The organism is Sphingomonas sp. TZW2008 (assembly GCF_002117915.1).
In the GTDB taxonomy this organism is placed as follows: Bacteria; Pseudomonadota; Alphaproteobacteria; order Sphingomonadales; family Sphingomonadaceae; genus Sphingomonas.
Genome location: NZ_BDJB01000015.1, coordinates 65,614 through 81,078 on the forward strand (window position 1 = coordinate 65,614; position 15,465 = coordinate 81,078).

13 protein-coding genes are annotated in these 15,465 nt (G+C 64.9%); 8 read left to right on the plus strand and 5 right to left on the minus strand.

Features of this window, described 5'->3' with window-relative positions:
- Positions 1-7 precede the first annotated feature (7 nt).
- Positions 8-295: a type IV conjugative transfer system protein TraL gene (gene traL, locus B7L05_RS15790; protein WP_085811258.1), complete on the minus strand. Its 288-nt coding sequence runs from the start codon at positions 293-295 to the stop codon at positions 8-10.
- Positions 296-325: 30 nt separating this feature from the next.
- Positions 326-670 carry a TrbC/VirB2 family protein gene (locus B7L05_RS15795; protein WP_144037333.1) on the minus strand — a complete coding sequence of 115 codons (345 nt, stop codon included), beginning with the start codon at positions 668-670 and terminating at the stop codon, positions 326-328.
- A 409-nt stretch (positions 671-1,079) separates the two neighbouring features.
- Here B7L05_RS15795 and B7L05_RS15800 point away from each other — a divergent pair, with 409 nt between their 5' ends.
- The 3 genes from B7L05_RS15800 (at position 1,080) to B7L05_RS15810 (ending at position 2,239) form a co-directional block, all read left to right on the plus strand.
- Positions 1,080-1,373: a hypothetical protein gene (locus B7L05_RS15800; RefSeq protein ID WP_144037334.1), complete on the plus strand. Its 294-nt coding sequence runs from the start codon at positions 1,080-1,082 to the stop codon at positions 1,371-1,373.
- Between the two features lie 65 nt (positions 1,374-1,438).
- Positions 1,439-1,882, plus strand: a complete 444-nt coding sequence (locus B7L05_RS15805) for a hypothetical protein (RefSeq protein ID WP_144037335.1) — start codon at positions 1,439-1,441, stop codon at positions 1,880-1,882.
- Between the two features lie 81 nt (positions 1,883-1,963).
- The gene (locus tag B7L05_RS15810; RefSeq protein WP_085811261.1) at positions 1,964-2,239 is read left to right on the plus strand and encodes a hypothetical protein; all 276 of its coding nucleotides are present in this window, start codon (positions 1,964-1,966) and stop codon (positions 2,237-2,239) included.
- Here B7L05_RS15810 and B7L05_RS17850 read toward each other — a convergent pair.
- The 3 genes from B7L05_RS17850 to B7L05_RS15825 all read right to left on the minus strand — a co-directional run bounded on the left by B7L05_RS17850 (position 2,226) and on the right by B7L05_RS15825 (position 4,420).
- Positions 2,226-3,059: a lytic transglycosylase domain-containing protein gene (locus B7L05_RS17850; protein ID WP_307718272.1), complete on the minus strand. Its 834-nt coding sequence runs from the start codon at positions 3,057-3,059 to the stop codon at positions 2,226-2,228. The genes B7L05_RS15810 and B7L05_RS17850 overlap by 14 nt on opposite strands.
- Positions 3,060-3,218: 159 nt before the next feature.
- Positions 3,219-3,542 (minus strand): hypothetical protein, encoded by a 324-nt coding sequence (locus B7L05_RS15820; protein ID WP_085811262.1) that lies wholly within the window; start codon positions 3,540-3,542, stop codon positions 3,219-3,221.
- On the minus strand, positions 3,539-4,420 hold the full coding sequence (locus B7L05_RS15825; protein ID WP_144037336.1) for a ParA family protein: 882 nt from the start codon (positions 4,418-4,420) through the stop codon (positions 3,539-3,541). The genes B7L05_RS15820 and B7L05_RS15825 overlap by 4 nt, the downstream gene beginning before the upstream one ends.
- 286 nt (positions 4,421-4,706) lie before the next feature.
- Here B7L05_RS15825 and B7L05_RS15830 point away from each other — a divergent pair, with 286 nt between their 5' ends.
- The 5 genes from B7L05_RS15830 (at position 4,707) to repC (ending at position 15,341) form a co-directional block, all read left to right on the plus strand.
- Complete coding sequence (locus B7L05_RS15830; protein WP_085811264.1) at positions 4,707-5,666, plus strand: toprim domain-containing protein; 960 nt, start codon at positions 4,707-4,709, stop codon at positions 5,664-5,666.
- A gap of 73 nt (positions 5,667-5,739) precedes the next feature.
- Positions 5,740-7,842: a ParB/RepB/Spo0J family partition protein gene (locus tag B7L05_RS15835; RefSeq protein WP_085811265.1), complete on the plus strand. Its 2,103-nt coding sequence runs from the start codon at positions 5,740-5,742 to the stop codon at positions 7,840-7,842.
- Positions 7,843-7,970: 128 nt separating this feature from the next.
- Positions 7,971-12,263: a strawberry notch-like NTP hydrolase domain-containing protein gene (locus tag B7L05_RS15840; RefSeq protein ID WP_085811266.1), complete on the plus strand. Its 4,293-nt coding sequence runs from the start codon at positions 7,971-7,973 to the stop codon at positions 12,261-12,263.
- Positions 12,264-12,354: 91 nt separating this feature from the next.
- A complete protein-coding gene (locus B7L05_RS15845; RefSeq protein ID WP_085811267.1) occupies positions 12,355-13,341 on the plus strand; it encodes an ArdC family protein in 987 nt (328 codons plus the stop codon).
- 644 nt (positions 13,342-13,985) lie between these two features.
- Positions 13,986-15,341, plus strand: coding sequence for a plasmid replication protein RepC (gene repC / locus B7L05_RS15850; protein ID WP_085811268.1), 1,356 nt, complete (start codon positions 13,986-13,988; stop codon positions 15,339-15,341).
- Positions 15,342-15,465 lie beyond the last annotated feature (124 nt).

Consider the following 15,465-nt stretch of genomic DNA (forward strand, 5'->3'; position numbering starts at 1 on the left):
TCCCCTCTCAGCCCGCCAGCAGGCGACAGTGGGAAGGAGGGGTCAGCTTCAGTCCGACGAACGACGCTGGCATGTACCAGTACGTGGCGTGCATGACGAACGAGGATGCGCGACCGGCCTTTGCTTTACGAAGTCCGAACCAGGCACCAACGGCGAGAAACAAGCCGATAAAGATATGCTGCGTCAGGATCCCCCAGACGAAGGGGATGAACATTCCAAGGAACTCGTCGATGGTCCACAGCCCGATGAGCTGCGGCGCGTCCAGGTGCCTTGGAATGGAGTACCGATCGAACATGGCTGACCCCTGCCCCCCGATTGCGACGGCTTAGATCGTCGCCGTGACGGTGGACGTGACGATCGGAATGCCGGTGCCGGCACCGACGCCCACGCCGACGGGGATCGCGATCTGGCCCATCGAGAACCGGCCGGACGCGAGACCCACCACGCCGCCGGCGAGCGACAGCACGGTGATGATCTTGCCGCCCGAGCCCTCGAGGAAGTCCGTGAACTTCGTCAGAGCGGTATCGAACGTCGTATCGGCACCGGCCATTGCGACCTCGGCGCCGAAGAAGGCGACGATGGCGACGGGCAGTGCGTAGTCGAGCGCACGCGCGGCGCTCTCCTTGGTGAAGAGCGCCTTGCGACGCGCCAGGAACGAAGCAGTCCTCATGATGTTGAGCCCTTCGAGACGAACGTCAGCCGGGTTTAGCTGACGCTCCAATCATCCCACCGGGCGCGATCACTTGAAAAGCCGAAAAGCTGCCAAGAAGTAAAATAGTCACTTTCTACGCAGGGCTGCGCAGAACCTGCGCGCTCTACTCAAAAGCTGCTCGGTAGTAGGCAAAAACTGCGCAGAGCGCCTCGCGGCGGCCAAAGAGAACTTGCGCGGTTTTTGCGCAGCGCTGCGCAGAAGGTGCGCAAGAGACTCTCGCCCCACACCCCTGCTAAGAGGCTCGCTTTCGCGAGAGAGGGGCGACGTGGCAGAGGGAGCAAGAGGCGGAACCAGGGCGATCAAGTCGGTCTCGACGCACCGAGTGTCAGACCTCTTCATCGACCTTGGATCGCTAGCGATTATGCGGATGAGCCGGGAGGCCGGCGAGTTCATCAGCCTGCGAAAGTGCGCGGCCCGTTGCGTGGAAATCTTGAAAGTTCCCGACGATCAGAGGCTTGAGCAGGTCGTTCGTCTCTATAAAAGCACGGACTGGCGCGGAACGAAGGCGGTGTCCGTCAGCCTCACAGAGGACGAACAAGCAGCATTTTCCCTCGCAAGACAGGCCCTGGCAGAGCGTTTCGGGGGGTCGTACACCAGCCTGGACGCCATCGTTATCGCCATGTTCAGCTATCTTGCGGTGCTCCCCGGATCGCGCTTATGATTGCATCGCGATATAAGATCTTATAGGGCCGTCAGGGTGGTCCCACGGGTCTTAGGGAGGGCGCGGTGCTGGCTGAAGCGTCGTTGAACAATCACCTGAAAGCCGATCTTTCCAGGGTGTTGAAGACAACCCACTACTCACTCGAGTACATCGCGGCCGCGACGCATCTCGATCGATCGCTGCTGAGCAGGCTGAAGAATGGCAAGACGAAAAACGTCACCATGGACATGGCCCACCTCATCTACGACGCGATCGGCGAAAGCGCAGCGCTCGCGATCCTGCTGTTCAGCGGCGGACGTGGACTGAAGTCCGAGGGCCAGCGCACGCTGGCTCGGCTGAGCCTGCAGGCTACCCTGAACGTGATCGAGAGCATGGACGAGGCCGAGGACGGCAATAACCCAGCGCTGCTGGTCGCCTTCGATACCGCCATTCATCAGCTATCGCGTCAGGTGCGGCCCGGCGCTCGCCGCGGAAGGCCCGTCGGGAGCAGTCGGCCCACAGCCTCCTGACCTTGTCAAGCCGCGCTGGCGGCCTTTTCGCTTTTCGCGCGTTTACGGCTCATACTGCATTTCGCGGTAGAGAATCGGAGCATGAACCAATTCACGCCCCTTGAGCTGCAGAACTGGCTGGCGGTTTACGCCGCTACCGCGGCGTGCTGCGTGATCGCTATGGCCCTCTCCGTAAGCACCGTCGGCTACGAACTCTATCGCGAGCGCATTTGGACGACGGTCGATCTTCGCTCCCCGCGCAGTGTCATCCTTTTCGCGCCGAAGATCTGGTGGAGATGGCAGAGGCGCTATTTCCTTTCTACGCCTGTCACGCTTGCGATCGTCACCTGGTTCGGGGCGACCCTTAGTTGGTCATGAAGCCGAGCATCACCGCCATGCGGTGCGCTTCGCTCGTCGGGTTCTGAAAGATGCCGACTGGCTCGCGCCAGTAGCTCAGGACGTTACGTACATAGGTCGGCGTCTCCCGATTCTGCGGAATGCCACGTGCCTTCATCACGCTGCCTGGACCGGCGTTGTAGGCCGCGAGTGCGAGTGGGACCGATCCGAACTTGTCGAGGAGCTGGCGCAGGTAGCGCGCGCCTCCGTTGACGTTTGCGCGAGGATCGAAGCGGTTCGTCACGCCGAGCCCAAGCGCAGTGAGGGGCATGAGCTGGCTAAGCCCCCCTGCCCCCTTCGGACTCACGATCATGGGATTATAGCGCGACTCCTGGATCACGACGGAATCCATGAGGCCGGTCGGTAGACCGTACCTGCATTCGGCCTCGCGGACGAGCGGATAGAAGGTTCGCCGTGCCATGTAAGTCGAGGCCGAGATCGACGATCGCAGCGGTGCGATCGAGATCGGTCCGCCACAGGGCGCATCCGCGAGCTGACGCACCGGCACCTGCGGCCGAGCGAGGTCGGAGAACGCGGCCGCCATCACCGGCAGCACGGTAGCCTCGGAGGCGGGCTGCTGCGCAGTCATAGCGACCGGTAGAGGCTCCGCCTCAGCCGCTGGCTCTGGCGCCTGCACGGCGGTCTGTGACTTCCATACGTTCAGCTCATAGAGAGTGAACTCCGAGCCACTCGTTACGGCGGCACCGTTTCGTTGTGTCAGAACCGCCGGCTGCGTTTTGCCGAACACAGCGACCTTGACCTGCTGCGCGCTCGCGCCTTGGGCGCCCAGCGCGGCTGCCAAGATCGCGATCCCCCCTGCCCTCTTCATGGCCGATCTCCGTTGGAGCGGCACGCCGAGTTCGGAGGCGCTTGCGCGAGCCTCATGGGGGTGCCGAGTTGGAATAGTGAGCCATCCAATCCCGACTTGGCAAGCCTGATCGACTTTATTCTGGTCGCGCGATCACTTTTCTTCAGTCCGGTCCATCAAGTTCTCGATGACTTGCCAATACGGGGCGTTCTCGCGGTCGCAGAGCTCGATGAACCTGCTCATCACGCTCGCCGGGCCCTTCATGCTGATCTGGTGCATCGGCTCCCCAGCGTGGGGGTTCTTCCGGCGGCCGAGCTTCAGGGGCGGCTGCGATGGCTTCGTGAAGCCGTGCTCGCGGCCGACCGCGTCGATCGCGGCGCGTTCCTCGCGAACGTCCTCGCGACGTCGTGACGACGACGATGGAGCGGAAGGCGTGATATCGTCGAGATTGCCAAGCCCAAGATCAACCTTGCTCATGCCGCCTGCCCCTGCCCTGCTGCCCGAAGATCGCGGATCGTCTGGGTGACTTCCCTGACGAACTCGGTCGCATTCGCCTTGGCCTTCCCGAGCCCGTTCACGGCCTCGTCATGGAGGTCCCAGAGCGACTGGTAATGCGTAAACATCGCGCGGAAGGCCGCCCGCTCGTTGAGCGCCACCTTCAGCGCCGGGATCGATGCCTCCTGGAACTGCGACCGGATCTCCTTCTCGTCTCGCGTCGCGATCGCGGGATTAACCCGCGTGAACAGCATCCGGTACGAGATGTCGCGGCGCAGCTCCTTGGCCTGAGCCATGACCATCTTGATCGCACGGCTCGCCTGACGGGCGTCGACCGGCGACGCCTGCAGCGGGATGATCACCAGGTCCGTCCGTGAGATCGCGCGGGCCATGGCGAGGTTGGCCGTACCTTCGAGGTCGACGATCACGAACTGCGTCTTCTCGGCCGCCTCCTCGATCGCGTCGATGATCTCGTCATCGCTCGGCAGGCGAAGCCACTTGAAGCCAGGATGTTCCGCGCTCGTCGCCCAGCCTTCAACCGTCCTGTTGGGATCTCCGTCGATCACGGTCACGGAGGCTCCTGCCGCGGTGAGCCCGGTGGCGAGCAGGAGAGCTGAGGTGCTCTTCCCTACCCCGCCCTTGGGGCTCGCGAAACTTATCACAGGCATCAATCTTCCCCTTCTTCGGCCGCAGTGCGTTGCGTGCGCCGGCCAAGTCATCCGACCGCACCGCCAGCGATGACGAGTGCTGCGTCGGCAGCCGGTGGCAATGCACGACCTCGCCCCGCCCGACCTGCCTAGCGGGGCACCGACAGGACGAGCCAATTCACCGCTAGGCAACGCTCGGCCCGCGATGGGCATAGCTGCCACCGCGCGCCATCGCAAGTCTCGCCTGGCAGTGTCATGGCGCGCACTTGCTGGCGGGGCGTACTCGGGTGGGGGAAGTGCGCGCCATGGCTCGCGGTCTGTAGGCTGGCAAGGGGATGTAATCGCCTTGGTAGGCTAGGCCTGCCGTTGGTAGCCTACCGCATGGTACCATGGTCATGCTTGCACGATGGGCGATCCTTACAGACTATACTCTGTCCGACCCCAAGACGATACTCGGCCGGAGGAAAGAGGGAAGGGAGGCTTCGCAAAGGAGGCGGAAATGCCAGTCCAGACCATCAGCACAACCCGCTCCGACCTCGAGGCCCAGGCGGCGCAACTCGTTCACAATCTAGGCGGCACGTGGCGGTCGCAGGGTGCCATGTGTCGATGCCCTGCGCACGACGACAGGGAACCTAGCCTTTCAGTCCGGGTCGGAAGCTCGAGCCTGCTCTTCAAGTGCTTCGCTGGATGCGACGGCTCCGACATCATCCGGGCTATTCGCGACAAGCGCGTTCTGAGTGAAACACACATCCTGTCGCGACCACCGACTGCCGACGATCCGAGCGACAGTCAGTGGCGCGCGGCGAAAGCTCTCGAGATCTGGGATCGAGCACGTCCGCTCGCCGCGACGCCGGCGCTCCGATATCTGCAGGAGAGGGGGCTCAACCCGCCACGCGACCAGCTTCGCTACCTCTCGGCGACACCGTGCGGCCCAAAAGGGAAGGTGACCTTCCGACCGGCTGTGATCGCAGCAGTCCGCGACGATCGCGGTTTCCGAGCGATCCAGCGAACCTTCCTCGACCCCGCGCGTCCCGCGAAAGCGAACGACCTCCCGAAAGCCAAGATGGGCCTCGGCGCGTATGGAACCGGGGCGGTCAGGCTGTACCCGGCCACCGACGAACTCGGCATTGCCGAGGGCATTGAGACGGCGATCGCCGCCCATCACCTCTTCGGGATTCCCGTTTGGGCGGTTCTCGGTACAGAGCGATTTCCGTTGGTCCAGATCCCGGCCAGCGTTCGCCACCTCGTTCTGTTCCCGGACGCGGGGAAAGGAGGCGAGCGTGCCGCCGCACAGGCGCGAGACGCACACGCTCGTCCCGGCCTGATGATCGACACCGAGATGCCGATCCGAGGCGACTGGAACGACGTCCTGCTCGAACGGCTACGGCCAGACGCCTTTCGCCGGCGAGCAGCACGGGCAGGGGAGGGAAGGGGGAAGGAAGCGAGTGAGCCGGCGTAGATCCTGAGGAAAGGACGGCGCGGTCTCTCGGGCTTCGCCATCGGGGTGAGGCCTCCTCACTCGGAGAACCCTTATGTCCATCATCATGATCGCGGCCTCGATGTTGAGCGTGTCGCCACTGAACGTCCGGAAGACATCCGATCCCGACGCGGACCGCGAGCTGCGCGCCAGCATCGTCGCCCGGGGCCTGCTCGAGAACCTGATCGCGCTCCCGGTTCCGCGCAAGAAGGGGCGTTATGAGGTGATCGCCGGCGGTCGACGCCTCAGCCAAGTCCACGCCGCGATCGAGGCGGGCGATCTGCCGTTCGACTTCGAGGTCGCCGTCCTTGTCCTAACCGATCGGGCCGAAGCGACGGAGACCAGCCTCGCCGAGAACTTCCACAAGCTCAACATGCACCCGGCCGACGAGTGCATGGCGTTCCGCCACATGATCGAGGCTGAGGGCAAGCAGCCCTCCGACATCGCCAAGCGTATTGGGAAGACCGAGCGGTTCGTCCTTGGAAGGCTCCGACTGGCAAATCTCGCTGATATCGTCTTCACCGCCCTGAAGGACAACCAGATCACGCTCGACGTGGCGATGGCCTATGCCGCCACCACCGACACGGAGCAGCAGACGCGGGTTTTCGGCTCGTATCCCGCGAACACCCACCCGAACACGATCCGGCGCGCGGTGCTGGAAGCCGGCTATTCGGGCGCGAGCGATGCGGTCCGCCTCATTTCCCGAGCGGATTACGAGGCCGCTGGCGGCCGCGTGGTCGGCGACCTGTTCACCGACGCTGCCCACGAGACCTGGCTCGACAGGGCCATCGTCGACCAGCTCGGCCGGGAGAAGCTGCAGGCCGTCGCCGACGAGGTTGCTGCCACTCACGGCTATACGAGCGTGCGGATCGTCGAGACGCACCACGCGGTCTACGCCGCAGCCAGAGGCCTCGACGTTCTGCAAGGCGAGATCCCGGCGCCGACAGACGAGCAGATCGCGCGCCTGGCCGAGATCGAACCGGTTATTGCCGCCCTCGCGACCCGCGCCGAGGAAGATGACGGGGCGAACCTCTCCGAGGACGAGAAGGTGAAGCTCGACGGCCTTCAGGCCGAGCACCAGACGCTGACCAACCCGCTGCCGATCCTGACGCCGGAACAGAAGAGCCGCGCGATCGCCTTCGTCTTCCCCGACGGCGGACAGGTGTATCTGCATCAGGACGTTTACGCCGAGCCACTGCCGAAGGAATCGGCTAAGGCCGGTGAGGCGAGCGAGATCGCATCCACGCCCACCCTCGACACGGCTACAGTCGCACCGACTTCGTCGCCGATGCCGGCGCCGGCGCCGGCGCCCACGATCGCGGCCGAGACGGTCACCCCGCAAGGCCCCGTCCAGAGCGAGCCCGAGGAGAAGAGCGGCCTAACGCAACGCCTCGCCATCGAGCTCGCGATCCAAAAGACGGAACTCATCGCCGTCCATGTCGCGAACGACCCGCACTTCGCGCTCGACCTCGGTGTCTTCATCATGGCCGACCGCGCCTTGGCCGAGCAGAACTTCGGCGGAGCGGGGCCGGACTTGCCAAGCGAGTTGCGCGCGAGCGTACCCCAGACCGGGGCCGCCGACTTCAGGAGCGCCAGCCAAGCCGCCGCGGCATGGGACCAGCTCACCGACGCTCTGGACAGGTCGTGGCATGATCTGGCGACGCCCGAAGCGCGCTTCGATGCGTTCCGATGCCTGGACGACGATGCCAAGGCGGCCTGGCTCGGCTGGACCGTGGCTCGCACGTTGCGCCCGGTGGAGACCGGCAAACCTGGCAGCAGCTTCGTCGACCATCTCGGCAGCAGCCTCGACATCAACGTTGCGGCATGGTGGCGTCCCACGGCCGAAAACTACTTCGACCGGATCTCCAAGACGATGACGCTCGCGGCGATCGAGGAGGTCGGAGGCGCAGAGCTACGCAACCGCTACGGAGCGTCGAAGAAGACGGATCTCGCGGCGTCGGCCGAGAAGCTCTTCCGGGGCGAGACCATCGTCGAGGCGGAGATCCGGCCGGCGCTCCTCGCGTGGGTGCCGCCGGCGATGGCCCTTGGCGCTCCCGTCGTCGGCTCCACCACCGGCCAGGACCCGGCTCAGGTGGACTTCTCCCCGGATGCCGACCTCGACACCGCCGCGATCGAGCCTGATGTCGTCGCGGCTTGACCTTGTTCTCCGACCTGGGGTCGCGGCGCGCCGCGGCCCTCTTTTTGCGCAATCCAGACCCCGGACCGTCCGGATGAGAGAGGGAAGGGGAGGGCGAAGGGCGATCACGCCCAAGGACGGAGAACCCCATGCCCAGCGTCATCGCCGACCTGTTCGCCGCCGCGGACCCAGCACGCGACCTGTCGTCTATGCTCACCCTTGCTGCAAAGCAGCTAGCTCCCCGCCTGCTCGCCGGAGAGTCGATCTCCCGCACCGCGCTCGCGCAGACGATGACCGACCTGTTCGGCGCCACCGACGCGACGGGAGCCTGGTCGATGCGAGACGCATACGACGCTCTGGAAGGCGCTCAGGTCCTGGTGGTGTCGGCGCTCGCGCGTGACGAGGCCTTCGACAGCACAGCAGCGAGGCTCCAGCGCGTCCACGAGATGCTCGCGCACATTCCTACCCAGAGCTATCGCTCCGAGGAGCAGGTCGCACGTCAGCAGTTTTCGACCCCGATGCCGATTGCGTGCCTGGCGGCCACCGCCACCCACGCCACCGCGGGCGATACGGTTCTGGAGCCTTCGGCAGGCACCGGGATGCTCGCCGCCTGGCTTGCCGCCACCGGTGCGACGCTCCACCTGAACGAGATTGATCCGAAGCGTGCCGGCATCCTCTCCGCGCTGTTTGATCGACCCACGACTCGCCACGACGCGGAGTTCATCCACGACCTGCTGGAGCCGGGGGTCCGCCCCAACGTCGTCCTGATGAACCCGCCGTTCAGCCGGTCGGAATCGCGCGGCAACGATGCACACGCGGGCGCCCGCCACCTACGATCCGCGCTCCTCCGACTGGCAAGCTACGGCCGCTGCGTCGCCATCATGCCCGCATGGTTCTCGAGCGCGCGCAGCGGCCGCGACGGCTATGCAGCGGTGTTGAAAATCGTCCCGCCACGCCTCGACCTCCTCATCACGGGGAATGCGTATGCCAAGCACGGCACCGGCGTTGATGTGCGTGTCCTGATTTTCGACAAGGGTTACGTCGGACCCTGCGAGCACCACGCCATCGAGGATATCGAGGAGGGGCTCGCCCTCGCTGCCTCCTGCGCCCGGCTTTCCCCACCGTCCGCCGCTCAACCCGTCAGGCCGTCGCTCCCGATCCGCGTCGCTCCCCGATCCGGCGGCCTGCTCGGCCGAGCTGTGGCACCAAGGGCACTCGCGCCACAAGTCCTGCGAACCGAGGACCAAACACCGAAGGCGTTGGCCTATGCCGCTCTCTCGGAACCGCGCCCCGCAGAGGATCCGACCGGGATCTACGTGCCATACCGCGTCGCCCGGATCGCCATCGAGGGCGCGGCACCGCATCCGACGCCCTTGGTCGAATCCATCGCCATGGCGTCGATCCTCCCTCCAGCGCCCACCTACCGACCGGTTCTCCCACCTCGGGCGCGAGACGCTCTCTCCGACGCGCAGCTTGAAACCGTGATCTATGCGGGGCAGGCCTTCTCCCGCGACCTGGCCGGTAAGTTCAAGCCGAACGAGCCAGGCACGCTGCTCATGAGCCACGAAGACGGGCGGTCGTACCGACAAGGCTTCTTCCTCGGCGACGGGACTGGGGCAGGGAAGGGGCGACAGGTCGCCGCCATCATCCTCGACCAGTGGACGCAAGGCCGCCGAAAGGCGCTGTGGGTGTCCAAGACGACCGCGCTTCTTGAGGATGCTCGACGCGACTGGTCTGCGCTCGGTGGCCTTCCACTCGACATCCAGCCGCTCGACGCCTTCCCACTCGGGACGACGATCGCCATGAACGACGGCATCCTGTTCGTGACCTATGCCACCCTGCGGTCGCAGCGGCACGATGCAGCATCCCGCTTGCAGCAGATCCTCCGGTGGCTCGGTGAGGATCATGAGGGCATGATCGTCTTCGACGAGGCGCATGCCATGGCGAATGCAGCCGGGACCGAGACCAAGTTCGGCACCCAGAAGGGATCGGAACAAGGGCTCGCCGGCGTCCGACTGCAGAACTTCCTTCCCCGCGCTCGCGTTCTCTACGTCTCAGCGACCGGCGCGACCGACGTTGCCAACCTTTGCTATGCAAGCCGCCTCGGCTTGTGGGGTGACGGCACCGCCTTTCAGACGCGCGAGACCTTCATGAGCGAGATGACCGACGGCGGTATCGCCGCGATGGAGCTGGTCGCGCGCGATCTCAAGGCCCAGGGTCTATACACGGCGCGGGCACTCTCCTTCGCCGGCGTCGAGTACGACATGCTGGAGCATAGCCTCACGGCCCCCCAAATCGAGATCTACGACGCCTATGCGGACGCATGGGAGATCATTCACACCAACCTGGAAGCCGCCCTGGCGGCGACCAACATCGTCGACCCGATCGAGGGCGGCGCTCTCAACAGCAACGCCAAGTCGTCGGCCCTCAGCCGCTTCGAGAGCAGCAAGCAGCGCTTCTTCGGCCAGCTCCTGATCTCGATGAAACTGCCGACGCTCATCCGGGAGATCGAGAAGGAAGTTCGCGAGGGGAACGCCGTCGTCATCCAGCTTGTGACGACCGCCGAGGCGATGCTCGGGCGCAGGCTGGCCGACCTGTCAGCCGAGGAGCGCGCAAATCTCGACATCGAGTTGTCGCCCCGAGAGTATGTCTGCGATTACCTCCAGAACGCCTTCCCGACCCGCATGATGCAGGTGTTCACGGACGGCGAGGGGAACCCCCGCTCAGAACCGATGGTAGACGCGGACGGGCGCCCTGTTCATTGCCAGGAAGCGCTTGCGGCCCGCGATGCTTTGCTGGAACGCCTCTGCGCAATGCCGGCGGTCGGGTCCGCCCTCGACGAGATCATCCGTCATTTCGGGACGAAGATGGTCGCCGAGGTGACGGGCCGCACGCGACGCCTCGTCTGGAACGATCGCGACGAGCAGAAGCTGGAGACGCGAGGGGCCAAGACCAACCTTGGCGAGACCGCAGCCTTCATGGACGGCACCAAGCGCATCCTCGCCTTCTCGGATGCGGGCGGCACCGGCCGAAGCTACCACGCGGACAAGGACAGCAAGAGCGCGTCGTTCCGGCGGATCCACTTCCTTCTAGAGCCGGGTTGGAAGGCAGCCGAGGCGATCCAGGGTCTCGGCCGCTCCAACCGCACCAACCAGGCGACGGCGCCGGTCTTCCGACCCTGTACGACGAACTGCCGGGGAGAGCGACGCTTCATCAGCACGATCGCCCGCCGCCTCGACAGCCTCGGCGCGCTCACGCGCGGCCAGCGCCAGACAGGTGGCCAGAACCTCTTCAATCCAGCCGACAACCTCGAAAGCGATTATGCCCGCGAGGCGCTCATCCAGTGGTATCACCTTCTCCACGGCGGGAAGCTGAAGAGCATCTCGCTCGCCGACTTCTGCCGGATGACGGCGCTGAAATTGACGGAGAAGGACAGCGGGGCGCTGCTGGACGACCTGCCGCCGATCCAGCGCTGGCTCAACCGCCTGTTGGCACTGCGGATCGGCGTCCAGGATGCCATCTTCGACGAGTACCTTGGCTTGATCGAGAAACGCATCGATGCGGCCCGAGAAGCAGGAACTCTGGACGTCGGTGTCGAGACGATCGTCGCGGAGTCCATGGAGGTGCTGGCGGAGCATACTCTGCGGGTGGACCCTCACACCGGCGCCGAGACCAAACTGGTCAGCCTCAAACTCCAGCAACGCAAGCGCACGCTGAGCCTGCAGCGGCTCAAGGACGGGTGGGGCAATGCAAGCGAGGGCGAATGCCTCCTGAACGGGCGCTCTGGGAAGGTCGCCTTCAAGGTGCCCTCCTACTCCTTCATGGAGGACGATGGCTCGGTCGTGCAGACGTTTGAGCTCATCCGGCCTGTCGGCAACCAGCGGACGACGGCGGATCGCCTCGCCGAGAGTCACTGGGCGACGGTCGATGACACCACCTTCGAGCGCCTGTGGACCGATGAGGTCGAGGAAGCGCTGACGCAACTCGACGTTGAAACCATCCATCTCGCGACCGGCCTGCTCCTTCCGGTGTGGAACAAGCTGTCGGGCGGCTCCATGCGGGTCTGGCGCGTCACCGACCGCACGGGCGCATCGATGCTCGGTCGTATCATCGCTGCACGCGAGGTCGACAACCTCGCCGAGCAGCTCGGGGTCGACGTGTCGATCGACCTATCGGTCGCCGAGATCGCCGCGGCCGCTCGGACGCGCAGCGGTATCGCCCCCAAAGCTCTTGACGGTGCGAAGCTCGCGCTCTCGGTGGTGAACGGTCAGCAGCGGATCGAGGTGAAGGACTTCCCGCCTCACCGGCTTGGCCTCTGGAAGTCACAAGGCTGCTTCTCGGAAATCGTCGCCTTCCGAACCCGCCTTTTTGTTCCCGTGGACCGCGCCGAGGCCGTGATCGCAGCCATGATGGGCATCGACGCGGTTCAGCAAGCGGCCTGATCGGTCGGAGGGGCAAGGTCGTCCGAGAGGGAAGGGGGAGGGGATAGGCGAGCTGCCGCAATGGAGCGGCACTGGATGATGGAGCCGTCCGATGCGGAAACCCCAGCGCTACGTCCCCCGGACCGACGTACCGAGCCCCGCCCAGGTTATCACTGACGCGATCGTCGCACGACTGGAGGCTGGCACACGGCCGTGGCGACGCCCTTGGACGGGCGCGGCATCCCAGCGTCCGCTCCGCTCGTGCGGGACGCCGTATCGCGGGTTAAACACGTTCTGGCTGACCTTGATCGCCGACATTCGGGGCTTCACCTCCCCCTATTGGATGACTTACCGCCAGGCGAACGCGCTTGGCGGGCAGGTTCGGCGCGGCGAACGCTCGACGATCGCGGTCTTCTACAAGGCTTACGGAAAGAAGGTCGAGGACGGCGCCACCGGCGAAGAGCGCGTCGAGGGACGCCGCGTCCTCAAAAGCTACCCGGTCTTCAACGCCTCTCAGATCGATGGCCTGCCCGACCGCTTTTTTCCGCGCCCGATCCAGCTCGAGAAAGTCGAGCAGTCCCCCGCCCGCCTCGCCGAGCTGAAGTCCTTCTTCGACGCGATCCCGTCCGTCGTTCGTTACGGCGGCAGCGAAGCATACTATACCCCAGGTCTCGACTACATCCAGATGCCGGAGCCCGACACCTTCGACAGTTACGAACATTTCGCCGCTACGCTCGGACACGAACACGCCCATTGGAGCGGCGCTGAGAACCGCCTCGCTCGCGAGTTCGGCAAGCGCTTCGGCGACGACAAGTACGCAGCGGAAGAGTTGGTTGCTGAACTTACCGCCGCCATCCTCGGCTCGGAACTGGGCCTGCCGGTGGACCAACTGGAGAACCACGCGAGCTATATCGCCGGCTGGCTCCGCATCCTTAAAGCCGACAGCCGGGCGTTGTTGACGCTTGCCTCGAAGGCTGACGAAGCCGCCTCCTACCTCTTGGCGTTCAGCGGTAGAGGGCCATCGGGCGCGGACGAGGACGAGGAGCACTCCGAGCCCGCCAACGACGCCGACACAGTCGACCAGCGGGTCGCGGCATGATGGCATGACGCCGCACGCAATAGCACGACGACCTCGCTGCACCGACAGGGTCCCCAAAAACACGTGGCGCCGGTGGGGCGCAGCGGCAGCCACGACAGCAGGACAGGGTTCCTAAAAGCACGACGAGCACGCGCGACCTCGACATCGGCGCTGCACAGGGTTCCCAAAAGCACGAAGCCGAATCGGAGCTACCCTCGACTCCGAGCGTGGCAGGGTTCCTAAAAGCACGAATGTTCGATCGCATCGGGTTCCCAAAAGCACGTGCCCCTCGTGAGACACGGTTCCTTAAAGCACGAGCCGCCCTCGGACAGGGTTCCCAAAAGCACGAACAAAAGTAGCACAGGGTTCCCAAAAGCACGAAACTAGCCGGGCGACGGCCATGTGCGCTGCCGTTAACCTCGGTCCCCGCGAGACTTGCGCGCGATCAGCGCCTCGCTGCCGTCCGCCCGGCCGGTAGAACCAAAGCAAAGAGGAGCCCGTGCAAACAAGAAAAGCCCGACACTAGGCCGGGCTTTCCGAGACGCCACTAGGACGCGTGTAGCAACTCTTCCTTAGCCGGCTTCTCCCGACATCGCAACGCCACCGCGCGCTGGTTCGCGCCACCGCCTTGTTTGTCCGCACGGGCTCCTGTCAGGGAGAACCGAATGACCGCTTGCGCCCAACGCCCAGGGGCGGGCCTGCGCCGCTTCGATCAGCATAACGCCGCCGCGTTGGCAGTTGCTGACCAGTTCTCCGGCCTGGAGAAGGACACCACGCCGGCGCACGTCCTTTCTGCGATGAAAAGGGCCGCCGTCTACCTCGGCTTTCCCAATCGCGTTGTTCAGGTGATTGACCTGATGTTCAGCTGGTCGATGCCGCAGGACTGGCGCGCAGGGCACGTTCCGACCGTCTGGCCGCGCAACGACAAGCTGTCGCACTTGCTCGGCATCTCGGTTCGCCAGGTTCAGAAGATCCTCAACAAGGCGCAAGAGCTCGGCCTCGTCACCTTCCGCGACAGCCCCAACGGCAACCGCGGCGGTCACCGCGACCGCAATGGTAACATCGTCTGGGCCTACGGGATCATCCTCAGCCCGCTGGGAGCCCGGTATCGCGAGTTCCTCGAAGTCGCAGCCCGAGGCGCTGCCGACGACAAGCGCATTGACGAGCTCGCCCGACGCCTAGCTTCGGCCCGACGCGGCATTCGTTCGATAGCGCAGACTGCGCTCGATCTGGCGTATCGCGGGTTCAGACCGGAGGACGAGATCGCGCTGGCACGCATGGCGGCCGATCGGATCAGAGGCAGCCGAGACATCCCGATGATTGAAGCTTGCGTTGAGCAACTTGAGGAGCGCCGTCGCGCTCTCGAGACTGCCCTTCAGGAGCCTCTAGCCGCACAGATGATGAGTCCAGTTTTGAATGAAAGTTCATGGCCGGACGACCTGAATGACACCCTCTCTACAACTACAAACCAACTCCAATCTGCTACCGCAGATTACAGTAACGGCTTGGCGATGAAGAGTAGTGGAGATTACGACGTCCGCCTCGCCCACCCTCAGACCGAAGTGGAAAGCGACCTCGAGAAGCACGGTGTCGATCCGGCGTTCATTCGGGAGGCCGCACCCGAACTGCTTCAGTCGCTCGATTACGCGCCAACGACGTGGGGCAACGTCATCGCCTTGGCCGAGCGCCTGAGCGGCCAGCACCGGATCGCTTCATCGGCATGGCGTGAGGCCTGTCGCGTCATGGGGCAGCGCGGAGCAGCGGCCGCGGTGATCGCGACCCTCGAGAAGTACCGAGCCGGCGAGGTCTTACAGCCCGGCGCGTATCTGCGCGGTATGACCAAGAAGGCGACGAATGCCGAACTCCGGCTAGGCAAGACCATGTTCGGTCTGAAGGACCAGGCACGAAGCGACGGTATGCGCGCGCTTGCCGCCGGCGCTCCCGAAGGAAGCATCGGATTGATCGCGAATCGCTTGCTCCGCCGCGCCACGGAAGCTCGCCGCCCGAACGCGTCGCAGTGACGCGGACACGGCCGGCGCTCCCTGCGATAGGGTTCCTAAAAGCACGAGCGACGAGCAGTTTCTGCGCGTCGGGAAGCGCTCCAGCCCTCGCGATACCGCCATTCCGCACGGAAAACGGCCGAAA

What these genes read in the sequence shown, in the direction of transcription:
- traL (WP_085811258.1), bottom strand. Translation starts at nt 295, where the DNA reads ATGTTCGATCGGTACTCCATTCCAAGGCACCTGGACGCGCCGCAGCTC.
- B7L05_RS15795 (WP_144037333.1), bottom strand. Translation starts at nt 670, where the DNA reads ATGAGGACTGCTTCGTTCCTGGCGCGTCGCAAGGCGCTCTTCACCAAG.
- B7L05_RS15800 (WP_144037334.1), top strand. Translation starts at nt 1,080, where the DNA reads ATGAGCCGGGAGGCCGGCGAGTTCATCAGCCTGCGAAAGTGCGCGGCC.
- B7L05_RS15810 (WP_085811261.1), top strand. Translation starts at nt 1,964, where the DNA reads ATGAACCAATTCACGCCCCTTGAGCTGCAGAACTGGCTGGCGGTTTAC.
- B7L05_RS15820 (WP_085811262.1), bottom strand. Translation starts at nt 3,542, where the DNA reads ATGAGCAAGGTTGATCTTGGGCTTGGCAATCTCGACGATATCACGCCT.
- B7L05_RS15825 (WP_144037336.1), bottom strand. Translation starts at nt 4,420, where the DNA reads ATGCCCATCGCGGGCCGAGCGTTGCCTAGCGGTGAATTGGCTCGTCCT.
- B7L05_RS15830 (WP_085811264.1), top strand. Translation starts at nt 4,707, where the DNA reads ATGCCAGTCCAGACCATCAGCACAACCCGCTCCGACCTCGAGGCCCAG.
- B7L05_RS15835 (WP_085811265.1), top strand. Translation starts at nt 5,740, where the DNA reads ATGTCCATCATCATGATCGCGGCCTCGATGTTGAGCGTGTCGCCACTG.
- B7L05_RS15840 (WP_085811266.1), top strand. Translation starts at nt 7,971, where the DNA reads ATGCCCAGCGTCATCGCCGACCTGTTCGCCGCCGCGGACCCAGCACGC.
- B7L05_RS15845 (WP_085811267.1), top strand. Translation starts at nt 12,355, where the DNA reads ATGCGGAAACCCCAGCGCTACGTCCCCCGGACCGACGTACCGAGCCCC.
- repC (WP_085811268.1), top strand. Translation starts at nt 13,986, where the DNA reads ATGACCGCTTGCGCCCAACGCCCAGGGGCGGGCCTGCGCCGCTTCGAT.